Here is a 26137-nt window from a genome sequence, read left to right as displayed (position 1 = left end):
ACATTATAACATTCCAACGATGTACAGGACGCTTTTCACCATGCGCAAACACAACCCCCTGATCACCGCCGTTACCGCTGGCGCTCTGATGACCCTGCCCTCACTCGCAGCAGCCACCGAGGTCGTGACCTCCATCAAACCCCTGGAATTGCTGGTACATGCCATTGCCGGCGAAGACACCCATACCAGCACCATCGTACCTGCGGGCTCAAGCCCTCACACCTACACCATGAAACCCTCGCAGCGGCGTGCGATGGAGAAAGCCGATGTTATTTTCTGGGTAGGACCGGAAATGGAAAGCTTTCTGACCCGGCTGTTGTCAGGAGAGGATTTCCACGCCAAAGCCATATCACTGATAAGCGAGGACAATTCAGAATACCGCGAAGCCGAAGACAACCATCGGGACGAAGAACACTCAGGACACAGCCATGGCACTCACGACCACGGCGAAGGAGAAGATCCGCATATCTGGACCGATCCGCAGCGGGCGGTGGAAATGGCCGAGAAAATCCGGGATGCGCTGGCTGAGCTGGATGGCGCGGATAAAAAAAGCCTGGATCGAAACTTTACCCGTTTCCGTGAGCAGGTCGCTGAAACCGAATCCGGAATCCGGGCGCGCCTGACTTCTGTACACGACATCAGCCTCTTCGCCTATCACGACGCCTTCACGCGCTTTGCAGAGCACTACAACCTTGAACTGGCCGACGTTCTCACGCTTAACCCGGAACTATCACCGGGTGCACGTCATATCGCAGAGGTTCAGACGAAGCTGAAAAAAGCGACTCACCCCTGCCTGCTCACCGAGCCACAGTTCAACCGCCAATGGTGGACATCCATCACCCGCGGCCTGGATGTGTCATTCAGCACCTGGGATCCACTGGCGACTGACATCGAGGTTACCAAAACCGGCTACCTCGATTTCCAGAACAGCATCGCCGATGCCGTTTTGAAATGCCTACCAGAGAATGCCCAGCATTAACGGAATAGAGATCATGGCCAGCAGTGTCTGGCCACTGATAATCCCGGCCGTGAGAGGCGCATCGCCCCCGAGCTGCCTGGCAAGGATGTAGGCCGAGGTTGCGGTGGGCAGCGCCGCAAGCAGAACCACGACCTGCACCAACAAACCCTCGATGCCCAACAACCTGGCCAGACCGGCTGCCATCAACGGAAACGCAAACAGCTTGAGTACAGACGAGACCATAAATGGCATGGACGCGCCCCGAAGGGCCCTGAGCTGAAGCCCTGCCCCAACCGTCATTAATCCCATCGGCAACGCCAGGTTACTCAGAGGTTCCAGAATGCCTGCCAGAAGCGGATGAAACCCGACCTGAGACAAGCTCCAGAGCACCCCGACAACCGAACCCACAATCAGAGGATTGGTGGCAATTGCCTTCATGACCGACGCCAGCCGCACCTTGTCCTGACTGGCCACCATGGAAAACATAAGAATGCAGAGCAAATTCAGCAACGGGACCATGACCGCCACCGCAATGGCGGTCAGCGACAGGCCTTCGTCTCCAAGCAGCATTCCACCCGCTGCCAGCCCCACATAGGAATTGAAACGTATCGCCCCCTGATAGACGGACGAAAACACCGCACCCGGCCATTTCCAGATCCACCGGGAAAGTACAAGCACCAGACTCATTGAACCCAGCATGGCGCAGATAATCAGCACAACATCCAGGTAAGCCGAGGGCGGTAGACGCGCCTGCCCGAGCTTGAACACCAGCATCGCCGGAAACAGCACGTAGTAGGTAAACCGCTCAGCCCGATACCAGAAATCACCACCAGGGAACGCCACTCGGTTCAGGACGTGCCCAAGCAGAATCAAAGCAAAGACGGGGAAAATTGCCTGTATTACAACAGGCACTTAACGCCCTCGCAGCTTCTTGAGGATCGTGCGGGTCACACTCGCTGGTGCCGACCGGGTGATCGGCCAAAGCGCCTTGAACTGGGCAGAGATAGGTCGATGCAGGCGCGGCGACTGGACCTGCGCCCAAACTTCGGGCGCAATCTGCTCCGGCTTCATGTTAATACCGAGGCTATCAAACAGCCCTGAGCCACCGGCATTACTCTTGACCATGCCGGTGTTAACGAACGGAGGCATCAGATCACAAACCCGAATATCGTGGGCCTCCCACTCAATATCCAGCGCTTCTGTCAACGCCCGCACCGCGTGCTTACTGGCAGAGTATGAAGCGAAATCCGGTATACCATAAGCGGCAGAGGCAGAACTCATGTTGATCACCACAGCCCCCGGTGTTTCCTTGAGGTACGGAAACGCTGCGTGCAGGACATTCATCAGACCAACAACATTGACCTCCACAATGGCCCGATGCTCGGCCATTTCAATATTTTCGAAGGCTCCTACCCTGAGAATCCCCGCGTTATTATGCAACGCGTTAATCTTTCCATCCGTATGCCGGACGAAGTCCGCAAGCCCCCGTGCAACGGACGCCTGATCGGTTACGTCCATCAAGTGAATCGAACAGTTCCCCTCCCCCAGCTCCGATTTCAGCTCTGCCAGAGCCTTTTCATCGCGATCGGCGGCGCCGACAAACCAGCCTTTTGAAACAAACAGGCGGGCAGTTTCCCGTCCAATGCCAGCGGCTGCGCCGGTGATGAAGATGGATTGAGTCACGGTTGAGATCCTTTTGTATAAGTATTGGTGGAGTACAACTAAGCCCCGGAAAAGCAATAGATAAACACTAACCCATCACAGGGACAATAGGCCAATGAGGACGGGAGACAGCATCAGGCGTATCCGTTAGCCTTAGCCACATCGTTAAGGAGAAAACCTGAATGACTGACAACACCCCCTTTCATTTCCGATTCCGGGTTCGCTATGGCGAATGCGATGCCCAGGGCGTGGCATTCAACGCCCGTTACGCAGACTTCGTGGACATTTCCGTGAACGAGTACATTCGCACGGTGTTCGGGAGCTATCAGCAACTTCTCGATCAGGATCTGGACATTCAGGTCGTCAGCCTGACGGTGAACTGGAAAGCACCCGCAAGGTTCGATGACGTCCTGGAAGCCCGAATAAAGGCGGGCCGGATAGGCAATACCTCGTTCACCCTGCACCTTGAATTCTATCGGTACGGGGACGAGCAATTTGTGGCGGACGCGGATATCACCTACGTCATGATTCAATCATCCAGCATGACCAAGGTCGCGATACCAGGCCCTATCCGGGACCTGCTAGACGAGGGCGCGCCGGGAGTTCTGATTAGCCACGCGGGAGAGTAACCAAGCCCTGGCATCGAAATGCGCACTCCCGCTCAACACTGGAGAACATGAGCAATATTGCCCCTTTGGCCCGCCAGCCCTATAATCTGGTTGTAGGAGGACGCCAGATCCCCCGAAATCTCACGCTTTGGGAGGCCAAGAACATGATCGGGTTAAGAGAACAGCAGCCGGTCGATACAACTCCACCGACACAATCCGGCCCCAAGCTGACGGCCAAACATAGCACCGCAGGCCTGCGGTGGCTGTTCGAACGTCGTGAGCGCTGGAACCTCACCATGGATGAGCTAGGAACCCTCCTGGGGGGTGTTCGCCGCAGAACTCTCACGGATTGGCAACGCAAGGTGAATACCGGAGCAGAGGTGGAAGTCTCCCGCGATACCATGGAGAGAATCAGTTTACTGCTGGGCATCCATAAAGCACTCACGCTGCTTTCGCCGGCCGGGCATGAAAACATGGCCTACGAATGGTTCCAGAAACCTGTTGAACTGATGGGGCTACAGGGGCGTTCCATTCGCAGTTACCTGCTTGAGCAAGGCTCAATGGACGCACTGTATTATGTGCGCCGTAACCTGGATGCCATGCGCGGCTGAATCCATATCTGGCAAGGAGGCTCACTTGGATCGAATCAAGCCTGACTGGAAGCACCACCGTGTCATCCACAGTAAATTCCCGCCATTGGACTGCTTCGAAAGCGAAGATTTCCTGCTGCTCGCGGAACTGGAATCCGCCACCAGTGATCGTATCGCACACTGGCCCCGATACGTTGACGAGAAGGACTTCCGTTACGGGCCCGGCTGGGGCGCAGTCATGGCGTCTTTCTGCTACCCCGCAGAAGGCCGCTTCAATACGCGGTCCCGCGGGGCCTACTACGCCGGCGACTGCCTTGAAACGGCATTAAGGGAATGGAGCTACCACGCGGGCAAAACCTGGCGGGGATTCGGCGTCGGAAACGACTACTCTGCTGTTGTTCGCTGCTACACCGGCCACGCCGCCGAGCCGCTGGTGGATCTTCGAAACCAGCCTCAATACATGCACAACACCAACTACGCCCCGGGACAGCACATTGCCGCGGATCTGCTGAATGCCGGCGAATATGGCATCCTGTTCAGCTCCATTCGCAACCCCGGCGCCGAGGCCATTGCTCTGCTCCGGCCACCCGGAACCACCCCCGTTATCCAGGCAGGCCACTATGTGCTGCAATGGAACGGGGAACGCTTTAGCCAGTATGCCCGGCTGGAGGAGTACAGTCCGCTTTAGTCTTCGTCAAAGCCCTACAGATAATACCCTCGAGTTCCTGTTAAACTACGCCGCCAGAACACTCGTATACCCCCGACATTATTTGTAAACAGGTTCTTGAAATGTCCGTGATGCCCCGAACAAGCACCACACCGCAGACGCCAGCCCCCCTCTCCCGCCGGTTTTCCGTGGCCCCGATGATGGACTGGACCACCCCGCATTTCAGGTACCTGGCCCGCATCCTCAGCCGCCACACCCTGCTCTATACCGAAATGGTGACCACCGGCGCCCTGATTCATGGCGATACCGAGCGGTTCCTGCGTCACGATCCGGCGGAATACCCCCTGGCGTTGCAGTTGGGCGGCAGTGATGCCGGCGAGTTGGCACATTGTGCGAAGCTGGCTGAGCAGTTCGGGTTTGATGAGGTGAATCTGAACGTTGGTTGCCCCAGCGATCGAGTGCAAAACAACATGATTGGCGCCTGCCTGATGGGACACCCGGATAAGGTCGCCGAAGGCGTTGCAGCCATGATCGAGGCGACAGAACTCCCGGTGACGGTCAAGCACCGGATCGGCATCGATGGCCGGGAATCCTGGGAGGATTTGTGCGAGTTTATCGAGACGGTGTCCGCCGCCGGCTGCAGGACCTTCATTGTCCATGCCCGTATCGCGATACTGGAGGGGCTGAGCCCGAAGGAAAACCGGGATATTCCTCCCCTGAAATACGATTGGGTGTATCGCCTGAAGCAGGCTTACCCGGATCTTGAGATCATCATCAACGGCGGCATCAAAACGTTTGACGAATGCCACGAGCACCTACGGCATACCGATGGGGTCATGCTGGGCCGGGAGGCTTACCACAACCCGTGGCTACTGGCCGGTGTGGACCCAGTGTTCTTTGGTGAGGGAGCGCCCGTTCAAAGCCGCCACGAGGCTCTGCGCACCATGCTGCCGTTTATTGAACGTGAACTCGAGCGCGGCGTATACCTGACCCACATGTCCCGTCACCTCCTGGGACTGTTCCACGGCATGCCCGGTGGCCGTCAGTTCCGTCGCTACATCAGCGAAAACGCGCACAAGCCCGGAGCGGGTATTGAAGTTATCGAAACGGCGCTCGGCAAGGTTCGCGAACCTGAAGCCCCGGCCATTGCGGAAGCTTAATCAGCTCCATACCTTTTGTTGTCTTGTTCCTGTCAGAGCAGCCCGCTATTGTAGGCATTAGCACCACATCCGGGAGACGGATGCCTACAAAACAGATCAACCGGGACGACAGAACGAATGACGAACAAGCTCGACCAACTGAAAACCATGACCACGGTAGTGGCGGATACCGGCGACATTGAAGCCATTGCCAAGTGGCGACCGGAAGACGCGACAACCAACCCTTCACTGCTGCTGAAAGCCGCGGCCTCAGACGCCTACCGCCCAATGCTGGACAAAGCCGTCGCAGAAGCTCGTCGGTACGGCGGCTCGGATGCCGAGCAACTGACAACCGCAACGGACATGCTGGCCGTGCTCGCCGGCCAGGAAATCCTGAATCTGATTCCTGGTGTTGTCTCCACCGAAGTCGATGCGCGTTTGTCGTTCGACACCGAAGGAACTCTGGATCGTGCTCGCAGACTGGTCGAGTTTTATGACAAACAAGGCGTCGATACCAACCGGGTTCTGATCAAGATCGCCTCCACCTGGGAAGGCATTCGGGCTGCCGAGCAGCTCGAAAAAGAAGGCATTCGTTGCAACCTGACGCTGCTGTTCTCGTTCATCCAGGCCGCCGCCTGCGCTGAAGCCGGTGCATTCCTGATTTCGCCTTTTGTTGGCCGCATTCTTGATTGGCACGTTGCCAATTCCGGCCGGGACGGTTTCCCGGCTGCGGAAGACCCTGGCGTACTTTCGGTTTCCCGAATCTACAATTACTACAAGACCCACGGCTTCGACACCGTCGTTATGGGCGCCAGTTTCCGGAACACGGGTGAAATCGAGATGCTGGCAGGCTGCGACAGACTGACCATCAGCCCGGCCCTTCTCCAGGAGCTTCAGGACGATACCGGCAGCCTCAGCCGCCGCCTGTCCTCTGAGAATGCAAACTCCTCGGATAAATTTGGACCGATCGATGAGAAGCTGTTCCGCTGGGAGTCCAACGAAGATGCCATGGCGACGGAAAAACTGGCTGATGGCATTCGCCGCTTCACGATCGACCAGATCGAACTGGAAAATCGCGTCCGCCAACTGGCCAAAGCCGCCTGAAATGCACTCTAATGGGAGCCTGTTGATCCGACTATGATCGAACGCCTGAAACAACTCTTTGCCTCACCGGAAGCCACGAACAAGGCGCCGGATGCCCATCAGTTGGCCGTCGCCTCCACCGCTCTGATGGTGCAGCTATCCCGCATCGACCATGATGAAGACGAGCGCGAGCTGCAGATCATTGTGGAATGCGCGGTGAAAGCCAATCAGGTGACCCGGGAAGAGGCAGAGGAAATTCTGCAGGACGCTCTCGGGCACGCCGATGATGCCACCTCCATGTATGAGTTTACCGGCCAGCTCAATGAGCACCTGGATCAGGAAGCCAAGCTGGCATTGCTGGTCAACATATGGCGCGTGGCCTTCGCGGACGGGCGGATCGACAAGTACGAGGAACACCTGATTCGCCGCATGGCGGATCTGTTGCACCTTAATCACAGGGAATACATGCAGGCGCGACACCGGGCAGAAGCAACCGGTTAACAAGGAGACAGCAGCATGCTCGCCATTCTTCATCCCAACACCCCGCTGGACAGCGACGCCTACCGGCAGACCCTCCATTACCTGGAAAACCTGCCAGGGGTATCCCTGCGGGTGCACGAAGTCCAGGGTTCCAGCCAGCGCCTGACAGAAATCTACCTTCTGGGGGACACAAAATCCCTGGACAAGGAAGAAATCGAAGCCCTGCCGGCGGTAGAGCGAGCCATACGGATTTCCGATGATTACCGGATTCTTGGCCGACATCGAGACGACAGACGCCAAAGCGGCTTCCACTATAACGGGGTCGATTTCAGCCAGGACAACCTGAATATTTTCGCCGGTCTTTGCGCGGTCGACGTTCCCGAGCATGTGGAAATGATGATGCAGGCCCTGGAAGAGCATGGTGAAGTCTGCACCCGTATGGGCGCCTACAAGCCTCGCACCAACCCCTATTCATTTCAGGGACACGGAAAAGGTTGCCTGCCGTGGGTGTTCGAAAAAGCTGGAAAGCATGGCATCAAGGTGGTCGCCATGGAAATCACCCATGAAAGCCACATTGAGGAAATCGACACCTGTCTCGAGAAACTGGGGCGCCCAACCGGTGTCATGCTGCAGATTGGCACCCGCAATACTCAGAACTTCGAGCTCCTCAAGGCCATTGGCCGGCAAAGCACTTATCCGGTGCTGCTCAAGAGGGGCTTCGGTATCACCCTGAATGAATCACTCAATGCCGCCGAATACCTGGCGAGCGAAGGCAACGCCAACGTCATCTTCTGCCTCCGCGGCATGAAAACCGAAGCCGGCCAGCCCCATCGCAATATGGTGGACTTCGCCCATGTGCCGGCAGTCAAACGCCTGACCCGTATGCCGGTGTGTGTTGACCCGTCTCACTCCGTGGGCAGCCGTGAGGCCTCGCCTGACGGCATTCTGGACGTGATGCACGCAACCGCTCAGGGCGTTATTGCCGGTGCCAACATGGTATTGGTGGACTTCCACCCGAAACCAGAGAAAGCGCTCGTAGACGGCCCCCAGGCACTGCTGATGAACGAACTTCCTGCCTATCTTGAAGACATCCGCCTGTGCCATGAGACCTGGAAGAAGCGCCAGGACATTTATCAGCGACTGAAGGATTCAGTATCAGAATGATTGTCTACGGACACCGGGGAGCCAAAGGTGAGGCTCCCGAGAACACCCTGCCCGGATTTGTGCATGCCTACCGCCATGGCATCCGGCATTTTGAGCTGGATCTGGTGCTCTCCAAAGACGGCATCCCCGTTTTGATTCATGATCTGACGGTAGACCGCACAACCGGCCAGAAAGGCAGTGTTCACAGTTTTACCTCCCAGGAACTGGCTGCCATGGACGCCAGGTGCAACACCAGCGCCTGGCCAACACCCGTCGGCATCCCCTCGCTCGAAACGCTTCTTGACGAGTTTGACGATCTCGAACACCTGCAACTGGAGGTCAAGAAAGACAGCCGCCAGCGGCTCAACATACTGTGCAATCGGGTCACCGAGATCATTCAGCGGCGGGAGCTGTATCAACGTGTGGTCATTACCTCTACGGACACCTGGTTCCTGAAGGAAATACGCCGCCGGAACAAGAACATCCACATTGGTCTGGTCGCGGAGCGCAAATTCCCACGCCCCCTCAACAGCGCCATGCGCCTGGGTTGCGAATACCTGATACTGAACTGGAAGCTGTGCTCAAAAGCGATGGTGGACAACGCTCACCGCCGGGGAATGCACGTGTCGACCTGGACCGTTAACCGAATCCACGACATGCTCCAATTGGAGGAAATGGGCGTCGACAGCATCATTACGGACTATCCGACAAGCACCCGGATGTTCTTCGACAACCGGGCCAGAGCACTCATGGCGTTACCCCTGAGCGGGGCGGAGGGAATGCCGGGCAGCCGGGTGCTGCCCGCAAGCTGAACCGGATCAGAAGATCCGGTTCAGGCCGTTCAACGCAGCTACCCGGTAGGCTTCCGCCATGGTCGGGTAGTTGAACGTGGTATTGATAAAGTAGTTCAGGGTATTGGCTTCCCCTTCCTGGTTCATGATCGCCTGACCGATGTGGACGATTTCCGCAGCCTGGTCTCCAAAACAGTGGATTCCAAGAAGCTCTCGGGTTTCTCTGTGGAACAGGATTTTGAGCATCCCCACCGCTTCGCCGGTGATCTGAGCCCGCGCAAGGTCCTTGAAAAAGGCCTGACCAACTTCATACGGCACTTTAGCCTCAGTCAGCTCACGCTCAGTTTTACCAACAGAGCTGATCTCCGGGATGGTATAGATACCAGTCGGCACATCGGAGATATAACGGAAGTAATCATCTTTGACGATATCGGACGACGCGGAGCGTCCCTGATCGTAGGCAGCGCTTGCAAGGCTTGGCCAGCCGATCACGTCACCCGCTGCATAGATGTGTTCCACCTCGGTCCGATAGTGCTCGTCGACCGCAAGTTGCCCCCGGCCATTTGGAACAAGCCCGACGTTCTCAAGGCCCAGCTTGTCGGTATTGCCGCTACGGCCGTTACACCACAGGAATGCATCAGCACGAATTTTCTTGCCGGACTGGAGCGAGAGAACAACACCGTGATCGTCTCCCTCCACTGACTCGTACTGCTCATTATGGCGAACCAGAACGCCATTATTACGCAGGTGGTAGCTCAATGCGTCCGAAATTTCGTCATCCAGGAACGACAGCAGGCGGCTGCCCGGGTTGATCAGGTCGACCTTGACACCCAGACCGGCAAAGATAGACGCGTACTCCGAACCAATGACCCCGGCACCATAGATAATCAGTGTCCGCGGGGTGTGGGACAGATTAAGAATGGTGTCGGAATTATAGATACGGTGATGACGGAAGTTTACATCGGGCGGCAAATACGGGCGTGAGCCGGTCGCAACAATCGCCTGCTTGAAGTGCAGAACCTCTACAGATTTGTTGCCGCGAATTTCGAGGCGGTTACTGTCGAGGAACGACGCCCGGCCGTTGATCAGGTCGACCCGGTTTCGGGCGTAGAACTGTGTTCGCAGTTTTACCTGCTTGCCAATTACCTTCTGGGCATTCTGGAGGACCCGGGGAAACGAAAACCAGCGTGGCTCGCCAATATCACGGAACATCTGGTTCGTGTTAAAGGTAATGATCTGCTTGACCGAGTGACGCAGGGCCTTGGAGGGGATAGTCCCCCAATGAGTGCAGTTACCCCCGACGGTGGGTTTGTCTTCGATGATCGCGACACGCTTACCGTGCTTCGTCGCATTCATCGCCGCACCTTCACCGGAAGGACCAGCGCCGATAACGACGACGTCGTAATGATGCTCTGCCATGCCCGCAGTAACTCCTTATCTACGTCGTAAATGTTGGATTTTAATTTTGGTTATAGGTGTCCGAAATCAACGTTGGTCGGCATTGCTGGCGTCGTAGGCAAGATCCCTGGCGCCTTTTCCTTCACTCTCCAGCCGCTCATTCTCTTCCTGGCACTTCTTGGTGTTGCCGCCACAGATTTCGCAGGACGCATCAATTCCAAGAGCACCGATACCGCCACAGGTGCCGCTGATCGGCTTGCGACCGAAGATAACGCCGATAGACATTCCCGCCACCAGCAGGATTACAATCGCCAGAACCAGAAAAAAGGTACTCATGTTGCCCTCCCCCTATTGGGTAACAAAAGACGAAAACGCCGGTGTCTGATGAGTTTCAAAACCGTCGTCCGTCCGGACTATGAAATAGGCCGGAATGTTCTCTCGGGTTGCAAGCTCGCTTGCACGCTCATAGCCGAGAACATTGAATCCGGTCGCCAAGGCATCCGCAGTCATGCAGTCACCGGCAATAACCGTCACCGACGCCAAGTTGTGGGTTATCGGTTTACCCGTAGATGGATCAATTGTATGGGAATAGCGCCGACCTTCCGATTCGTAATAGTTACGATAGTCTCCAGACGTCGCCATTGCACGCTGCTCGAGCGCCACGACGCGATTAACCTGGCGCCCTTCTGACACAGGCTGCTCTATTGCCAGGCGCCACGCGCTACCATCAGGCTTGCGACCATTGACGCGCACTTCACCACCGATCTCCACCAGATACGCTGTTACCCCTTCCTTCTGGAGATAGCGGGACACAACATCCACACCATACCCCTTGGCAATCGCCGACAAATCGATGTATTGGGGAATATCGCTGCGTAGGGCTTTTGGCGCTTCCTTTAATTCGAGTTTGTCATAGCCAATGCGGGAGAGCATCTCTGCAAGCTCCTCATCAGTCGGCGCTGTTTCCGGCCTGGCCCGCGGTCCGAACCCCCACAGATTGACGACGGGCCCTACGGTAATATCGAAGGCGCCGCCCGTGAGTTCCGAAACTTCCACAGCCTTGGTCAGCACTTCGTATAGCGGATCTGACAGGTTAATCCAGTCGGTCTGATCAGCGTGCTGATTGATGGCAGAAAGTTCAGAGTCGTCTCGCCAGGTGGACATGGCGGCGTCGACTTTCTCCAGCTCGGCTTCAATACCTGATGCCAGATTTTCAAGCCGTTCGGGATCGTCGGTCAATACGACATTGATGTGGTATGAGGTGCCGAAGACTGGCCCGGAAATTTCCCAGACTTTTTCCTCGGGCTTAAACGAACAACCCGCCAGGGCGGTAACGACCAGCATCACAAGGATGCTGGCCAGAACCACCCTGACGGGTTCATGCATGCGGGATGTCATTGGAGCCGATTAACCTCCAAAGTCATCCAGCATGATGTTTTCGTCCTCAACACCAAGATCCTTGAGCATCTTGATGACGGACGCGTTCATAATCGGAGGCCCGCACATGTAGAACTCACAGTCCTCAGGTGCCGGGTGATCCTTCAGGTAGTTCTCATAAAGTACGTTATGAATAAAGCCTGTCGGGCCTTCCCAGTTGTCCTCAGGAAGCGCATCGGAGAGCGCCACATGCCACTCGAAGTTCTCGTTCTCTTCCTGCAGCATGTCGAAGTCTTCCACGTAGAACATTTCGCGGACACTTCGAGCACCGTACCAGAAGCTGATCTTGCGATCGGAGTTCAGGCGCTTGAGCTGGTCAAAGATGTGGGAGCGCATGGGCGCCATGCCCGCACCACCGCCGATGAATACCATTTCGGCGTCGGTCTTCTTGGCGAAGAACTCACCGAACGGCCCCATCACAGTGACCTTGTCACCCGGCTTCAGGTTGAACACGTAGCTGGACATGATGCCCGGCGGATGATCCGTTCCTGGAGGCGGCGTGGCAATACGGATGTTGAACTTGAGAACACCCTTTTCTTCCGGATAGTTCGCCATGGAGTAGGCCCGGATGGTGTCTTCTTTGTTTACAGCCTTGTAGCGCCAGATATCGTGCTTGTCCCAGTCTTCGTGGAACTCTTCCTCGATATCGAAATCCTTGAAGTTGATCTCGTACGGAGGGCACTCAAGCTGCACGTAACCGCCAGCGCGGAAGTCCACTTCCTCGCCCTCAGGCAGCTTCAGAACCAGCTCTTTGATAAAGGTAGCGACGTTGTGGTTGGACACGACTTCGCATTCCCACTTCTTCACACCAAAGAACTCTTCCGGCACTTCGATCTTCATGTCCTGTTTGACAGGAACCTGACAGGACAAGCGCCAGCCTTCCTTCTCTTCACGGTTGGTGAAGTGGGTTTTTTCCGTGGGCAGCATAGCGCCGCCACCATCCAGAACCTTACACTTACACTGGGCGCAGGTACCGCCACCACCACAGGCAGATGACAGGAAGATGCCGTTATTTGCCAGGGTGCCAAGAAGTTTTCCACCGGCACTGGTTTTCAGTTCGTGCTCGGGGTCGTCATTTATTTCGATTGTCACGTCACCGGTGCTTACCAGCTTGGAACGGGCCGCAAGAATAACTGCGACCAGCGCCAGCACGATAACGGTGAACATGACTACACCAAGAATGATCTCTGTACTCATGGTTTCGCCTTTTCGTTAAACCGAATCACCGGATGCCTTAGAGAGAGATGCCCGAGAAGGACATAAAGCCCATGGACATCAGCCCAACAGTAATGAACGTGATACCCAGGCCACGCAGGCCCGGAGGTACATCGCTGTACTTCAGTTTCTCGCGGATACCCGCCAGGGCTACGATGGCAAGCGCCCAACCGAGACCGGCACCAAAACCGTAAACCACACTCTCACCGAAGTTGTAATCACGCTCTACCATGAACAGCGCCGCACCCATAATGGCGCAGTTAACGGTGATCAATGGCAGGAAAACACCCAATGCCGAGTACAGCGCGGGAATGTACTTGTCCAGCACCATTTCCATGATCTGTACGATGGCAGCGATTACACCGATGTAGGTAATCAGCCCGAGGAAGCTAAGATCCGTGTTCGGCATACCCGCCCACTCAAGCGCACCTTCGCGAAGCACGTTGTTGTAGATCAGGTTGTTAACCGGAACGGTGATGGTCAGTACCACGATAACGGCGATACCGAGACCAATGGCAGCCTCTACTTTCTTGGAGATTGCAATGAACGTACACATCCCCAGGAAGAAGGCCAGCGCCATGTTTTCAATAAAAACAGCCTTAACCAGAAGACTCAGATAATGTTCCATCAGAAGGCCTCCCTGACTTTATGAGCTGACATTTTGTAATCCGGCTCTTCGACCTGATCCGGCTTCCAGGTACGCAGTGCCCAGATGCCAAGCCCGATGATGAAGAACGCACTCGGCGGCAGCAACAACAGACCGTTAGTAACGTACCAGCCGCCCTCGTTAACCGGAGACAGGATGGTGACACCAAACAGGGAACCGGAACCGAACAGCTCGCGCCAGAAGCCAACGAACAACAACAGGACGGAATAGCCCAGGCCGTTACCGATCCCGTCAAGGAAGCTCATGCCCGGGCTGTTCTGCATGGCGAAGCCCTCAGCGCGTCCCATAACGATACAGTTGGTGATAATCAGGCCAACGAATACCGACAGCTGTTTGCTGATCTCGTAGGCATACGCCTTGAGAAGCTGGTCAACCACGATGACCAGCGAGGCAATGATAGTCATCTGAACGATGATCCGGATGCTGCCCGGAATCTGATTACGAATCAGGGATACCGCGAGGTTTGAAAACGCAGTTACCGCGATCACGGAGAGACACATGACAATGGTTACGTTCAGGCTGGCGGTTACCGCCAGAGCTGAACAGATACCAAGAATCTGTAGCGCGATCGGGTTGTTACTGAAAATCGGTTCAAACAGAACCTGTTTGGCTGATGCAGTCGACATGATCAGGCCTCCCCTTGACGCAGGTTTTTCAGATACTGGGCGTAACCGCTGTCACTCAACCAGTAATTGACAAGGTTTTCCACACCACGGCTGGTCAGCGTTGCGCCGGACAGAGCATCAACCTTGTGCTCCTTATCCTTCGCATCGGGGCTGACACCGCCTTTAACCAACTGGATCTCCGGCTTGGTCATGTCGTCACCATAGACAACCTTACCTTCCCAGAGCGCCTTCCATCGGGGATTATCCACTTCACCACCCAGACCCGGTGTCTCCGCGTGCTGGTAGAAGCCGAGACCTTCGATGGTGTTGGCATCGCCCTTCAACGACACAAAGCCGTAAAGGGTTGACCACAGGCCATAGCCATGGATCGGGAGAACCACTTTTTGCAGTTCGTCACCGTTTTTCAGGACAAACACTCGAGCAACGTCAGGACGACGCTTAATGCTCGCTCGATCCTGATCGCCCGGAATCGCCTCTGAAAGCTGAGGATCGGAAGCTGCTTTGTACATATCGTACTTCATCGGGTCTTCCACGTTTACCGCAGACGGCTCGACGTATTGACCTGAGTTAAGGTCGACCAGCAGCACTTCAAACTTCGAGAACTCATCCTCAACCTGCGTCGGACTCGCGCCATCCGGGAGCATACCGGCGGCCGCGAGGATATTGATCTTCATGTTGAGGGTCTGGTTCTTGACCTGAAGCGGTTTCAGCGACACGGCCGCGGTGGATACGATGACTGAGAAGAAAACACTCAGCACCAGGGCAACAATAACCGTTCTGGAGACAGTTTCTTTAGCTTTAGCCACGAGCAAGCCTCCGTTTGATGTTGGCCTGAACCACAAAGTGGTCCATCAGCGGTGCGAACAGGTTAGCGAACAGGATCGCCAGCATGATGCCTTCCGGGAACGCCGGGTTAACCACACGGATCAGTACCGTCATGACACCCACCAGAATGCCGAAGCACCAGCGACCGGTGTTGGTCATCGCGGCAGACACAGGATCCGTTGCCATGAACATCATGCCAAAGGCAAAGCCACCCATGACCAGATGCCAGTGAGCCGGTACGGCGAACATCGCATTGGTGTCAGATCCAATCGCGTTAAACAGCAACGACGTGGCAATCATGCCGATCAGCACACCACCGACAATGCGGTAGGAGGCAATCTTCATCATCAGCAGGATGGCTCCGCCAATCAACACCGCCAGAGTGGAGGTTTCACCCATGGAGCCCTGAATCGTGCCCATAAATGCGTTCATCCAGCCAATCTGGTTCTGCAGGGCTTCCACACCACCGGATGCGGCCCAGCTCAGGGCTGTCGCGCCACTGAAGCCATCGACTGCGGTCCAGACGGTATCCCCGGAAATCTGAGCCGGATAGGCGAAGTACAGGAAGGCACGACCACTCAGTGCCGGGTTCAGGAAGTTCTTGCCAGTACCGCCGAACACTTCCTTGCCAATCACAACACCGAAGGTAATACCCAGAGCCACCTGCCACAACGGAATGGTGGGCGGGCAGATCAGTGCAAACAGCACTGACGTTACAAAGAAGCCTTCGTTCACTTCGTGACGGCGAACCGTCGCGAACAGCACTTCCCAGAAACCGCCAACCACGAAGGTGACAAAGTAAATGGGTACGAAGTACGCCATGCCGTATACAAAGTTATCCCAGGCGCCAGCACCGGCACCAGTCACCGCAAGCGCTTGAATAAACGCTGTTCGGAGACCACCGTCGCCAACGAGGGCATCAGGATTGGCGGCCAGGAAGCTGTTTGCCTGGTAGCCGATGTTCCACATACCGAAGAACATGGCCGGGAAGGTACACATCCACACCGTGATCATGATGCGCTTCAGATCAACACCGTCGCGTACATGAGCCGTGGTTGAGGTAACCTTGCCCGGAGTGTAGAAAATAGTATCTACGGCTTCGTAAAGCGCATACCAGCGCTCATACTTGCCACCTTTTTCAAAGTGGTGCTCGATTCCATCGAGAAACTGTCTGATAGCCATCGCGTTAGCCCTCGATCTCGATTCGGGTCAGATTCTCGCGGAGAATCGGACCGTATTCATATTTGCCCGGGCACACGAACGTGCACAGCGCCAGATCTTCTTCGTCCAGCTCCAGAGCACCCAGTTTCTGCGCCATTTCGGTGTCGCCAACGATCAGGGAACGCAGCAACTGAGTGGGCAGAATATCCAGAGGCATGACCTGTTCATAAGCACCAACCGGCACCATGGCACGCTCGCTGCCATTGGTGGTGGTGGTGAAGTTGAACAACTTGCCACCAGCCAGCTTGGACAGGTAGATATTCAACACCGAGAACCTGTTGGCGCCGGGCGACAACCAACCCATGAATTCACGCTTGGTGCCTTCTTCCAGGACGGAAACCTGATTGGCGTAACGTCCCAGGTAAGCACAGGGGCCATCGCCACGACGGCCGCCGAACACAGAACCTGAAATGGCGCGCACTTCAGTCCCATTCTCGACTTCACCGTCAAGAAGTTCAGGCAGACAGGCACCAATACGGGTGCGAACCAGACGTGGCTTGACAGCCTTGGGGCCACCGATAGCAACCACTCTCTCGACGGGCACTTCGCCAGTCTCGAAGAGCTTGGCGATGTCGATGACGTCCTGATAGTTGATACTCCAGACCGTCTTGCTGACAGAAACCGGATCCAGGTGGTGGATATGAGTACCCACGTTGCCTGCCGGGTGAACACCGTCGAATTGCTGGACTTCGATATTGGAGGCCTGAGGAACAGACACGTTCGCACCGGGCTTGCCAGTCACGAACACCTTGCCTGCGGTCAGCTTGGCAATGATGGTAAGGCCCTTTTCAAAAGCCTTGCTGTTCTCGCCAATGATGACTGTTGGATCTGCAGCCAGGGGGTTGGTATCCATGACGGATACGAAGATGGAGTTCGGAGCAGCGTCGATTTCCGGAACCTTGCTGTAAGGACGGGTCTTGAAGGCCGTCCAGAGGCCGGATTCCACCAGGTTGTCCACCACTTGCTGGCGCTCAAGACCTGCAATATCGGCATCACTGTACCTGGCGTAGGTTTCTGCGTCGTCGCCATCGATTTCGATGACGATAGACTGAAACACGCGACGCTCACCGCGATTGACTTCTTTCACCACACCGGCGGCAGGTGAGGTATAACGAACGCCTTCGGTCTTCTTATCCGTGAACAGCAGCGAGCCGCGCTTGACACGGTCCCCTTCCTTCACAGCCATTGTCGGCTTCATGCCGTTGTAGTCAAAACCGATCAGCGCCACATGGCGCACGGGTTTGCCGTCTGTAATGGTCTGTTCGGGAGCGCCGCTGATGGGAAGATCCAGGCCTTTTTTGATCTTAATCATTAGCCTCATCCAATCATCAGAAACTATTCTATGGATTCGTAACGTCAGGCCCCATTGCCTCAGCTTTAACCCGGCTCAGACCGGATGGCTATTCAAGATCAGTGAAACTCACAACCGCCAGCACGCGATCAGACTTTCGACACGAATAAGGGTGAGGAACTGGGCGCCAGACATACCCAAAATCGCGCCAATTATAGAGATTAAGGAATCCTATTTCCACCAGAAACCGGGCCAGATTTGTACCTCTTAGGCAGTAAAAAACCCCGGCAGCCGAGGCTGGCGGGGTTTTTCAAGGACCTTCAGCACAAAGGCTCTACGACTTTAGTCGCGTGCCCGCTTCGGGAAGATCGGGTACTCAACGCCAGCCATCTGGTTAACGCAACGGATCACCTGAGCACTGTACCCGAACTCATTGTCGTACCATACGTACAGGATCGCGCGCTTGCCGTTGGCAATGGTTGCCTGCGCATCAACAATGCCGGCATGGCGGGAACCCACGAAGTCCGTGGAAACAACTTCTGGAGAGTTCACGAAATCGATCTGTTTCTGCAACTCGGAGTGCAGAGCCATATCGCGCAGGTAGTCGTTGACCCCCTCAGTGGTGACATCTTTCTCCAGGTTCAGGTTCAGAATTGCCATGGACACGTTAGGAGTCGGAACACGGATCGCATTACCGCTCAGCTTGCCCTTAAGCTCAGGCAGCGCCTTGGCAACCGCCTTCGCAGCGCCAGTCTCGGTGATAACCATGTTCAACGGAGCGCTGCGACCACGACGACTGCCCTTGTGGTAGTTATCGATCAGGTTCTGGTCGTTAGTATAGGAGTGAACCGTCTCAACGTGGCCGTCTTCGATGACGTACTCGTCATGGATCGCCTTCAGAACCGGGGTGATGGCATTGGTGGTACAGGAAGCGGCCGACAGGATCTTGTCGTCTTCGGTGATATCGCCGTTATTGATACCGTACACAATGTTCTTGATATCGCCTTTGCCGGGCGCGGTCAGGATAACGCGGCTTACGCCCTTGGACTTGAGATGCAGACCCAGGCCGGCCTCGTCACGCCACTTACCGGTGTTGTCGATAACAATCGCATTGTTGATGCCGTACTCGGTGTAATCCACTTTGTCCGGACCATCAGAGTAGATCACCTTGATGAAGTTACCGTTGGCAACCAGAGCGGAGTTTTCTTCATCGACGGTGATGGTGCCATCAAACGGCCCGTGAACAGAGTCACGACGCAGCAGGCTGGCACGCTTTTCCAAATCGTTGTCAGCACCACCCTGACGCACAACAATCGCACGCAGACGCAGGTTGTTACCGCCGCCCGCCTTTTCGATCAAAATGCGGGCCAGAAGACGACCGATACGGCCAAAACCGTACAGCACAACGTCTTTGGTTTCGTTGTTGGCATCCGCTTCTGACTGGGCAGCGTACTGCCCCACAACCGGGCCAATTTCGCGCTTGAGGAATTCAGTCAGATCACCGCCTTCCTCTTTGAATTTGACAGCCAGCTTGCCGATATCGACGTGAGCACGGCCGAGGTCCAGCTTATCCATGGCCTCAAGAATCGGCATGGTGTCATGAACAGACAGTTCACTGTCTTCTACCTGACGAACGAAGCGATGGGCACGAATAATGTCGATGACCGACTGATTGATAATGGCTCGACCATAAACGGACGTAACCACATTATTCTTGCGGTAGAGACGGCCGATCAGCGGGATCATTGCTTCCGCAGTGGATTCTCTTTCAGTCCAGTTAGACAGGTGCTGATTGATCTGTTCGTGGCTCACGGTTGGGACCTCTGTTAGCACTGGTAATAATTTGGGGCGCACATTATCCAACTTAAACGGCCCGACGGCAAATCATGCTGCCATGACACCGAAACCAACCGGCGGTAGAATACGCGCCTCGCTCCACTCCGGACCCCACAGCAGGAGAAAATGACTGCCCATGAGCCACGGTGAATCGAATTCGCAACGCCCGTTGATCGCCCCGGACTACCCGACAAAACCGGCGGATCACCGATCCTGGGGGCAACTCAAGGGCAGCTCTGACGCCCTGGCAATCTGTGAGAGCGCGAGGGCACACGAAGGGCTGACACTGGTCATCACCCGAAGTACGAATGATGCAATCCGCCTCGAACAGGCCATGCGGTTTTTCCTGGGCCTGCCGACGGACGAAGACGCGCCGGCAATCACCGAAGACGGCCTTGAGCTTTTATCCCTTCCGGACTGGGAGACCCTGCCCTACGATCTGTTTTCTCCACACCAGGATATAACGTCACGCCGCATACGAACCCTGCATCGCCTGCCAAGCACTAAACACGGTGTACTCGTGGTGCCGGCACGGACGCTCATGCATCGCCTACCTCCGGTTGACTACCTGCAGGGAAACACCCTGCTTCTGGAGGTGGGCCAGGCACTGGAAATCGATTCCTGGCGCATGCAGCTGGAGGCTGCCGGATACCGACACGCCGACAACGTCTACGAGCACGGCGAGTATGCCGTGCGAGGCGCCATTCTCGACATCTATCCCATGGGAGCCAATCTCCCCTACCGGATCGATCTGTTCGACGATGAAATCGAAACATTGCGAACATTCGACCCAGAAACCCAGCGCTCGATCGACAAGATCGAACGCATCGAATTGCTGCCCGCGTATGAATTCCCCTGGCACAAGGAAGCCCGCTCCGGGTTCCGGAACCGGTGGTTCGAACAATTCCCGAATGCCGACAAGGATGCACCCATCTACCAGGACGTCAGCCACGGCATTACGCCCCCGGGTATCGAATACTATCTGCCCCTGTTTTTCGACAGCACGGCTACCCTATTCGATTACTTGCCAGGCGAGACGTTGGTCTTTACCGCTGAGAGCCTGAACGAGGCGGTAAACCAGTTTGACACCGAGACTCGTAACCGCCACGAAGATCGCCGACACGATCGCCTGCGCCCGATTCTTCCTCCGACTCAGCTGTTTCTGCAACAGGACGAGCTTTTCGGACACCTGAAAGCATTCCCCAGGGTCACCACCCTCACCGACACCGCCAGCGGAGGAGGCGCCGTTAACTGCGCCGCCGAGGCACTGCCAGATATTTCAATGGACGGACGGGCAACGGAACCCGCGCGCCGCCTCAAACAATTCCTCGGCGACTTTTCTGGACGGGTGCTCATTTGTGCCGAGTCCTCTGGCCGCCGGGAGGCGCTGATCGAAAACCTGGCAGACCACGGGCTCAAGCCACGCCCCGTCGAGGATTGGCGCTCATTCCTGAACGATGACCAATGCACTCTGGGCATCAGCATCGCCCCCATGGAACAGGGCATTCTTCTGCCCGACCAACACCTTGCCCTGATTACGGAAACCGCGCTTTTCGGCGAGCGCGTCCTGCAACGCCGGCGCCGGGATAAGCCGACAGAAACCGATGACGCCGGTTTCCGGGATCTGTCCGAGCTAAAGATTGGTGCCCCAGTGGTTCACATCGACCATGGCGTTGGCCGATACCGCGGGCTCGAAACCATTACCGTGGAAAATGAATCCAACGAATTCCTGATGCTGGAGTATGCGGGCGGCTCAAAGCTCTATGTCCCCGTATCCAGCCTGCACCTGATTTCCCGCTATGCCGGCAATGACACGGAGCATGCACCGCTACACAAGCTCGGTACCGAGAAATGGAGCAACGCCAAGCAGAAAGCCCTGGAGAAAATCCGGGATACCGCCGCGGAACTTCTGGATGTTTACGCCCGGCGGGAAGCGAGAAAGGGCTTCAGCTTCGAAGATCCCAAGGAGGCCTACCGGGCCTTTGCGGCCGGCTTCCCGTTTGAGGAAACGCCGGATCAGCAAGTCGCCATTCAGGCGGTGATTGAAGACATGACCAGCGAGCGTCCCATGGATCGCCTGGTTTGCGGCGATGTGGGTTTCGGTAAAACGGAAGTCGCCATGCGGGCCGCCTTCATGGCGACCTATTCCGGCAAGCAGGTGGCCGTACTGGTACCCACCACCCTGCTGGCCCAACAGCATTATGAATCCTTCCGTGACCGCTTTTCCGACACGCCGGTCAATGTCGAACTTCTGAGCCGCTTCCGCACCGGTGGGCAAACCACCAAGGCCATGGAAGCCATTGAAAGCGGTAAGGCGGATATCGTGATCGGCACCCACAAGCTGCTCCAGGGTGACATCAAGTTCAAGAACCTTGGCCTGGTCATTATCGATGAGGAGCATCGTTTCGGTGTCCAGCAGAAGGAAAAGCTGAAGGCGCTGAGAGCTGAAGTAGACATGCTCAACCTCACCGCCACACCGATTCCACGAACCCTGAACATGGCCATGGGCCACCTGCGGGACCTCTCCATCATCGCCACGCCTCCGGCCCGCCGCCTGTCGGTCAAGACCTTTGTTCGCCAGCGCGAAGAGGCTATGGTCAAAGAGGCCATTCTCCGGGAAATCCTGCGGGGCGGTCAGGTCTACTTCCTGCACAACGACGTCGCGACCATCGAGAAGACCGCTGAAGATCTTCGCCGACTGATCCCCGAAGCCCGCGTCGGCGTTGCTCACGGCCAGATGCGAGAGCGCGAACTTGAGCAGATCATGTCGGACTTCTACCACAAGCGTTTCAACGTACTGGTGTGCACCACCATCATTGAGACCGGGATCGACATCCCCAGCGCCAACACCATCATTATCGAGCGGGCGGACAAGTTCGGCCTGGCCCAGCTACACCAGCTCCGAGGACGAGTCGGCCGCTCCCACCACCAGGCCTATGCGTATCTCCTGACGCCACCACCCCGCTCATTGACATCGGATGCAAAAAAACGACTCGATGCTATTTCGGAAGCCCAGGACCTGGGCGCCGGCTTCATGCTGGCGACTCATGACCTGGAAATCCGGGGCGCCGGCGAGTTGCTCGGCGAGGAACAGAGCGGTCAGATTGAAAGCATCGGTTTCACGCTGTACATGCAGCTGCTCGATGAAGCCGTCAAAGCCATCAGGGAGGGCCGCACCCCCAACGCCGACCTGCCGTTGAGCCATGGCACCGAGATGAACCTGAGGATCCCGGCGATCATCCCGGAGGATTACCTGCCAGATGTTCACAACCGACTGATGCTCTACAAGCGCATCGCCAGTGTGGACAACAAGGACGCATTAAAAGAACTTCAGGTTGAAATGATCGACCGCTTTGGATTGTTACCCCAATCCACAAAGAATCTCGTTCGGCAGACCGAACTCCGGCTTCGCGCTGAAGCCCTCGGCATCGTCAAAATTGATGCGGGTAATGAGTGGGCGAGGCTGGAATTCGGCAACACGACGCCCGTGGATCCGCTGATTCTGGTTAAGAAAATGCAATCCGCACCGGACCAATACCGCCTCGAAGGTGCCAACAGCTTCCGTTTCCGGCTGAAGGACACGTCAACCGATGGTAAACTCGACGGCATTTCCGACATGCTCAATGAGCTGGTACCAGAACCCGCGGCCGCTGCCGCCCAATGAACGCTTGAGTCAATTGTGGAGTAGACCCTTTGCAGATGGACGGTAATCAATTGCGCCACCTGGTGGCACGCCCGGTAGTCGCGGCCCTGCTGCTGATGTTTTCCCTGACGGACGCCGCACTGGCTCAATCCCCCGAACAGCAGACCACGCAGCGCGTACCCGATGACTACTATCGCGCCGAGTTCGTGATCCTGGAGCGAATTGTCGATCCGGAATCGATCAATGAGCACATGGCAGACCGCGCTGTTGAACCCACCGAAGCTACCGAAGGGGTTCTATGGTCTGTAGCCCCGGGCGGCTCTGTGGAGAGCACTCAATCGCTCGTTCCGGGCAGCGAGATGTACCTAAACGCCGCCGCCCAGAGGCTGGAGCGCAGCGGGCGCTATCGGGTACTGGCAAAAGCCGGTTGGTATGAAGCCTTCCCACCAGACTACCAGGGGAAGCCACTTCGCGTGGAATTGGGAGACTGGCTTGAGAACGCCGGCACAAGGGAAATTGAAGGCACCATCACTGTAGACCGAAAGCGCTACCTTCATGTCGGCGTTCATCTGAATCACTGGCAGGAAGTTCAGGCTGACCCGCAGACCGTCGCACCGGCACAACCGGAAGAGCCGACGCCCCAACAACCAGGGCAACTGGACTCACCCGCGCAAACCGATGTAGCCGCCATGGCAACGGGCATCACCGCCGCTTCTACTGAAAAACCGCTGGAGCTACTGACCTGGATCCGGGAAACCCGCAGAATGCGCAGCGAGGAGATCCACTTTCTGGACTCCCCGACCATCGGCGTTCTGGTCTTCTTCAAGAAGATTTCGGAGTAAGCGCACCAAGCTCAGCCATTGAGGCCTCAAGGATGCCCTTCACTCCGGACATCCCTGGCTCAATGGCTGCCTCTATTTCTTCCATGGTAATGATGTGGTCCGACTTGCCGGCGGCCCAGTTCACCACCAGCGCCAGGCAGACATAACGCATTCCCAGCTCTGCCGCCAACACGGCCTCCGGCATACCCGTCATGCCGACAAGGTCACAACCATCCCGTTCAAGTCTCCGGATCTCGGCAGCGGTTTCCAGCCGAGGCCCCTGAGTCGCCGCATAGACTCCGAAATCGGAAAACGGCAGGCCTCTGGCCGTCGCTGCGGCAATAAGAATCGCCCGGGCGTCAGCGTCGTAAGGCCAGGTGAAGTCGATATGCGTGGTCTCCTCAAGATCGCCCTCAAAGAAGGTGCTTCCCCGCCCCCACGTGTAATCAATGATCTGATCGGGAACGACAATATGTGCCGGCCCCATGTCTGGATGAATACCACCAACCGCATTAACCCCGACCACCGTTCGGACGCCAGCATCGTACAGAGCCTGAATATTCGCCCTGTAGTTCACCTGGTGGGGCTGTATGCGATGAGGGTTTCCATGCCGAGACAGGAACACCACCGACTGATGCCCCAGACGCCCTTGCACCAGCGGAGCTGACGGTTCACCCCAACTCGTGCTACGCGCCTCTTCTCCTGTTATTTTCAGACCGGCCAATGTTGTCAGACCAGTACCGCCAATGATGCCAACCGGACCACGCTCAGATTCGCTGCTCACTCACCCTCTCCTGATTCACCTTCATCGCCCAGTTTCGTGGCAGAACCTGCCGATTCGGTATTTTTGCCATCACCCTGCTTGCGGGCCGGATCTTCTGACGTGGCCCCCGTGGGACTGCGGTCTTTCTCCAGACGGAGACCATCCGGCAAATGCAATGTGCGGGTGGGAAACGCAACCTCAGCGCCATAACCTTCGATAATGTTGCTGATCTTCAGCAGGACATCCTGCTTCACTTCATGAAAGCGCACCCACTCCGTGGTCTTGGTAAAGGTGTACACCATGATGTCCAGGGACGACGCATTGAACGCCAGAAAGTTCACGATCAGGGTCTGCTGGCTATCAATGTCTTCGTGATTTTCCAGCATGGTCCGGATGTCAGAGACGATCGGCGCCATGTGGCTCACGTCAGTATATCGGATCCCGATGGTTTCGCTGATCCGGCGATTCGTCATCCGCGATGGATTCTCGACAACGATAGTCGTGAACGCCGCATTGGGAACGTATAGCGGACGCTTGTCGAAGGTACGAATGGTGGTCATCCGCCAGCCAATATGCTCTACCGTGCCTTCAATGCTCCTATCAGGCGACCGCACCCAGTCACCGACTTTGAAGGGACGATCAAGGTGCACAATGAATCCGCCAAAGAAGTTCGCCAATAGATCCTTGGCCGCAAAACCGACAGCGATACCGCCAACGCCACCAAAGGCCAGAACACCGGAAATGCTGTAACCCAGGGTCTGCATCACGATAAGGATCGCGGTAATGATAACCACCGCCCGGGAGAGCTTGCTGACCGCGTTGACCGTAGTGTAGTCCATCGGACTCTTCATCTTCAGCGGCGACACCAGGATCTTCTCGATCTCCTTGATCGCCCGCAGCATGGTCCACACCACGATCCAGATAAATCCGACCTGCAGGACCGCTCCATTCACCGTGAATATCTCGGCTTTTGAATAGTGGTGTGCGACCTCTGCCGCCCAATACACGCCCTGCAACCAGACAAACGCCACCACAGGTTTTCGTGCGGCATGGAGAACCGCATCGTCCCAGAGGTTTTTGGTTTTCGTGAACTTGCGCTCAAGCGCAACAATCATGTGCCCCGCCAGGTACGCCGCGGTGGCCGTGCCGAAGACCAGCGCGAACACGACAATACCTGCCCGCCAGCCCTCGGAGAGCAGATCGAAATTTTCAATCCAGCCATTTACCATCGAGACTACTTGATCGATCATCGTCTTCCTCTGACAGGTCCGGT

At 56.3% G+C, this 26137-nt stretch carries 25 protein-coding genes; 11 read left to right on the top strand and 14 right to left on the bottom strand.

Annotation, left to right across the window (positions count from 1 at the left end; genetic code table 11):
• Positions 1-40 precede the first annotated feature (40 nt).
• Positions 41-979 (top strand): zinc ABC transporter substrate-binding protein, encoded by a 939-nt coding sequence (locus D777_RS02280; RefSeq protein ID WP_036128419.1) that lies wholly within the window; start codon positions 41-43, stop codon positions 977-979.
• Here D777_RS02280 and D777_RS02275 read toward each other — a convergent pair.
• A complete protein-coding gene (locus D777_RS02275) occupies positions 956-1870 on the bottom strand; it encodes an AEC family transporter (RefSeq protein WP_036128418.1) in 915 nt (304 codons plus the stop codon). The genes D777_RS02280 and D777_RS02275 overlap by 24 nt on opposite strands.
• Complete coding sequence (locus D777_RS02270; protein ID WP_036128416.1) at positions 1871-2641, bottom strand: SDR family oxidoreductase; 771 nt, start codon at positions 2639-2641, stop codon at positions 1871-1873.
• A 161-nt stretch (positions 2642-2802) separates the two neighbouring features.
• On the opposite strand from D777_RS02270, the gene D777_RS02265 reads away from it, so the two are divergent.
• The 8 genes from D777_RS02265 (at position 2803) to D777_RS02230 (ending at position 9142) form a co-directional block, all read left to right on the top strand.
• Positions 2803-3249, top strand: a complete 447-nt coding sequence (locus D777_RS02265) for an acyl-CoA thioesterase (RefSeq protein ID WP_036128413.1) — start codon at positions 2803-2805, stop codon at positions 3247-3249.
• A 47-nt stretch (positions 3250-3296) separates the two neighbouring features.
• Positions 3297-3839, top strand: coding sequence for a hypothetical protein (locus tag D777_RS02260; RefSeq protein ID WP_051668918.1), 543 nt, complete (start codon positions 3297-3299; stop codon positions 3837-3839).
• Between the two features lie 25 nt (positions 3840-3864).
• Positions 3865-4506 carry an RES family NAD+ phosphorylase gene (locus tag D777_RS02255; RefSeq protein WP_036128410.1) on the top strand — a complete coding sequence of 214 codons (642 nt, stop codon included), beginning with the start codon at positions 3865-3867 and terminating at the stop codon, positions 4504-4506.
• A gap of 101 nt (positions 4507-4607) precedes the next feature.
• Positions 4608-5645 carry a tRNA dihydrouridine(20/20a) synthase DusA gene (dusA, locus tag D777_RS02250; protein ID WP_036128408.1) on the top strand — a complete coding sequence of 346 codons (1038 nt, stop codon included), beginning with the start codon at positions 4608-4610 and terminating at the stop codon, positions 5643-5645.
• Between the two features lie 117 nt (positions 5646-5762).
• The gene (tal, locus tag D777_RS02245; protein WP_036128406.1) at positions 5763-6728 is read left to right on the top strand and encodes a transaldolase; all 966 of its coding nucleotides are present in this window, start codon (positions 5763-5765) and stop codon (positions 6726-6728) included.
• Between the two features lie 33 nt (positions 6729-6761).
• Positions 6762-7208, top strand: coding sequence for a tellurite resistance TerB family protein (locus D777_RS02240; protein ID WP_036128404.1), 447 nt, complete (start codon positions 6762-6764; stop codon positions 7206-7208).
• Between the two features lie 15 nt (positions 7209-7223).
• A complete protein-coding gene (locus D777_RS02235) occupies positions 7224-8351 on the top strand; it encodes a 3-deoxy-7-phosphoheptulonate synthase (protein WP_036128402.1) in 1128 nt (375 codons plus the stop codon).
• The gene (locus tag D777_RS02230; RefSeq protein WP_036128400.1) at positions 8348-9142 is read left to right on the top strand and encodes a glycerophosphodiester phosphodiesterase; all 795 of its coding nucleotides are present in this window, start codon (positions 8348-8350) and stop codon (positions 9140-9142) included. The genes D777_RS02235 and D777_RS02230 overlap by 4 nt, the downstream gene beginning before the upstream one ends.
• Before the next feature lie 6 nt (positions 9143-9148).
• Here the strand turns inward: D777_RS02230 and sthA are convergent, their stop codons facing one another.
• The 10 genes from sthA to D777_RS02180 form a co-directional block, all read right to left on the bottom strand.
• Positions 9149-10540: a Si-specific NAD(P)(+) transhydrogenase gene (gene sthA, locus D777_RS02225; protein WP_036128398.1), complete on the bottom strand. Its 1392-nt coding sequence runs from the start codon at positions 10538-10540 to the stop codon at positions 9149-9151.
• A 66-nt stretch (positions 10541-10606) separates the two neighbouring features.
• Positions 10607-10855, bottom strand: coding sequence for a (Na+)-NQR maturation NqrM (gene nqrM, locus D777_RS02220; RefSeq protein ID WP_036128396.1), 249 nt, complete (start codon positions 10853-10855; stop codon positions 10607-10609).
• 12 nt (positions 10856-10867) lie between these two features.
• A complete protein-coding gene (locus D777_RS02215; RefSeq protein ID WP_036128394.1) occupies positions 10868-11917 on the bottom strand; it encodes an FAD:protein FMN transferase in 1050 nt (349 codons plus the stop codon).
• 9 nt (positions 11918-11926) lie between these two features.
• Complete coding sequence (nqrF, locus tag D777_RS02210) at positions 11927-13153, bottom strand: NADH:ubiquinone reductase (Na(+)-transporting) subunit F (protein WP_036128392.1); 1227 nt, start codon at positions 13151-13153, stop codon at positions 11927-11929.
• A gap of 37 nt (positions 13154-13190) precedes the next feature.
• Entirely contained in the window at positions 13191-13799 is a 609-nt protein-coding gene (gene nqrE / locus D777_RS02205; RefSeq protein ID WP_036128390.1) for an NADH:ubiquinone reductase (Na(+)-transporting) subunit E, read from the bottom strand.
• The gene (locus tag D777_RS02200; RefSeq protein WP_036128389.1) at positions 13799-14464 is read right to left on the bottom strand and encodes an NADH:ubiquinone reductase (Na(+)-transporting) subunit D; all 666 of its coding nucleotides are present in this window, start codon (positions 14462-14464) and stop codon (positions 13799-13801) included. Before D777_RS02200 ends, nqrE begins: the two co-directional genes overlap by 1 nt.
• Before the next feature lie 2 nt (positions 14465-14466).
• Positions 14467-15270, bottom strand: a complete 804-nt coding sequence (locus D777_RS02195; protein ID WP_036128388.1) for a Na(+)-translocating NADH-quinone reductase subunit C — start codon at positions 15268-15270, stop codon at positions 14467-14469.
• Complete coding sequence (locus D777_RS02190; protein WP_036128386.1) at positions 15263-16471, bottom strand: NADH:ubiquinone reductase (Na(+)-transporting) subunit B; 1209 nt, start codon at positions 16469-16471, stop codon at positions 15263-15265. Before D777_RS02190 ends, D777_RS02195 begins: the two co-directional genes overlap by 8 nt.
• Positions 16472-16475: 4 nt before the next feature.
• On the bottom strand, positions 16476-17822 hold the full coding sequence (locus tag D777_RS02185) for a Na(+)-translocating NADH-quinone reductase subunit A (protein WP_036128384.1): 1347 nt from the start codon (positions 17820-17822) through the stop codon (positions 16476-16478).
• A gap of 321 nt (positions 17823-18143) precedes the next feature.
• The gene (locus D777_RS02180) at positions 18144-19613 is read right to left on the bottom strand and encodes a glyceraldehyde-3-phosphate dehydrogenase (protein WP_036128383.1); all 1470 of its coding nucleotides are present in this window, start codon (positions 19611-19613) and stop codon (positions 18144-18146) included.
• 160 nt (positions 19614-19773) lie between these two features.
• On the opposite strand from D777_RS02180, the gene mfd reads away from it, so the two are divergent.
• Both mfd and D777_RS02170 read left to right on the top strand, forming a co-directional pair.
• Positions 19774-23301 (top strand): transcription-repair coupling factor, encoded by a 3528-nt coding sequence (gene mfd / locus D777_RS02175; protein ID WP_036128381.1) that lies wholly within the window; start codon positions 19774-19776, stop codon positions 23299-23301.
• Between the two features lie 35 nt (positions 23302-23336).
• Complete coding sequence (locus D777_RS02170) at positions 23337-24122, top strand: CsiV family protein (protein ID WP_150112588.1); 786 nt, start codon at positions 23337-23339, stop codon at positions 24120-24122.
• On the opposite strand, the gene D777_RS02165 is transcribed toward D777_RS02170, so the two are convergent.
• Together D777_RS02165 and D777_RS02160 are read right to left on the bottom strand one after the other, a co-directional pair.
• Entirely contained in the window at positions 24103-24885 is a 783-nt protein-coding gene (locus tag D777_RS02165; protein ID WP_036128378.1) for an S-methyl-5'-thioinosine phosphorylase, read from the bottom strand. The two genes, D777_RS02170 and D777_RS02165, sit on opposite strands and share 20 nt — an antisense overlap.
• Positions 24882-26114 carry a mechanosensitive ion channel family protein gene (locus tag D777_RS02160; RefSeq protein ID WP_036128376.1) on the bottom strand — a complete coding sequence of 411 codons (1233 nt, stop codon included), beginning with the start codon at positions 26112-26114 and terminating at the stop codon, positions 24882-24884. Before D777_RS02160 ends, D777_RS02165 begins: the two co-directional genes overlap by 4 nt.
• Positions 26115-26137: the final 23 nt, after the last annotated feature.

The sequence above is a fragment of the Marinobacter nitratireducens genome (assembly GCF_000708045.1).
GTDB classification, from domain to species: Bacteria; Pseudomonadota; Gammaproteobacteria; order Pseudomonadales; family Oleiphilaceae; genus Marinobacter; species Marinobacter nitratireducens.
This window is presented reverse-complemented; position numbering and strand designations above follow the sequence as displayed.

Coding starts and splice junctions, on each gene's coding strand:
- D777_RS02185 (WP_036128384.1), bottom strand. CDS start 17,822: ATGATTAAGATCAAAAAAGGCCTGGATCTTCCCATCAGCGGCGCTCCC.
- D777_RS02230 (WP_036128400.1), top strand. CDS start 8,348: ATGATTGTCTACGGACACCGGGGAGCCAAAGGTGAGGCTCCCGAGAAC.
- nqrM (WP_036128396.1), bottom strand. CDS start 10,855: ATGAGTACCTTTTTTCTGGTTCTGGCGATTGTAATCCTGCTGGTGGCG.
- nqrF (WP_036128392.1), bottom strand. CDS start 13,153: ATGAGTACAGAGATCATTCTTGGTGTAGTCATGTTCACCGTTATCGTG.
- D777_RS02160 (WP_036128376.1), bottom strand. CDS start 26,114: ATGATCGATCAAGTAGTCTCGATGGTAAATGGCTGGATTGAAAATTTC.
- D777_RS02170 (WP_150112588.1), top strand. CDS start 23,337: ATGGACGGTAATCAATTGCGCCACCTGGTGGCACGCCCGGTAGTCGCG.
- D777_RS02260 (WP_051668918.1), top strand. CDS start 3,297: ATGAGCAATATTGCCCCTTTGGCCCGCCAGCCCTATAATCTGGTTGTA.
- D777_RS02190 (WP_036128386.1), bottom strand. CDS start 16,471: ATGGCTATCAGACAGTTTCTCGATGGAATCGAGCACCACTTTGAAAAA.
- D777_RS02215 (WP_036128394.1), bottom strand. CDS start 11,917: ATGACATCCCGCATGCATGAACCCGTCAGGGTGGTTCTGGCCAGCATC.
- tal (WP_036128406.1), top strand. CDS start 5,763: ATGACGAACAAGCTCGACCAACTGAAAACCATGACCACGGTAGTGGCG.
- D777_RS02240 (WP_036128404.1), top strand. CDS start 6,762: ATGATCGAACGCCTGAAACAACTCTTTGCCTCACCGGAAGCCACGAAC.
- D777_RS02235 (WP_036128402.1), top strand. CDS start 7,224: ATGCTCGCCATTCTTCATCCCAACACCCCGCTGGACAGCGACGCCTAC.
- D777_RS02280 (WP_036128419.1), top strand. CDS start 41: ATGCGCAAACACAACCCCCTGATCACCGCCGTTACCGCTGGCGCTCTG.
- nqrE (WP_036128390.1), bottom strand. CDS start 13,799: ATGGAACATTATCTGAGTCTTCTGGTTAAGGCTGTTTTTATTGAAAAC.
- dusA (WP_036128408.1), top strand. CDS start 4,608: ATGTCCGTGATGCCCCGAACAAGCACCACACCGCAGACGCCAGCCCCC.
- D777_RS02265 (WP_036128413.1), top strand. CDS start 2,803: ATGACTGACAACACCCCCTTTCATTTCCGATTCCGGGTTCGCTATGGC.
- sthA (WP_036128398.1), bottom strand. CDS start 10,540: ATGGCAGAGCATCATTACGACGTCGTCGTTATCGGCGCTGGTCCTTCC.
- mfd (WP_036128381.1), top strand. CDS start 19,774: ATGAGCCACGGTGAATCGAATTCGCAACGCCCGTTGATCGCCCCGGAC.
- D777_RS02200 (WP_036128389.1), bottom strand. CDS start 14,464: ATGTCGACTGCATCAGCCAAACAGGTTCTGTTTGAACCGATTTTCAGT.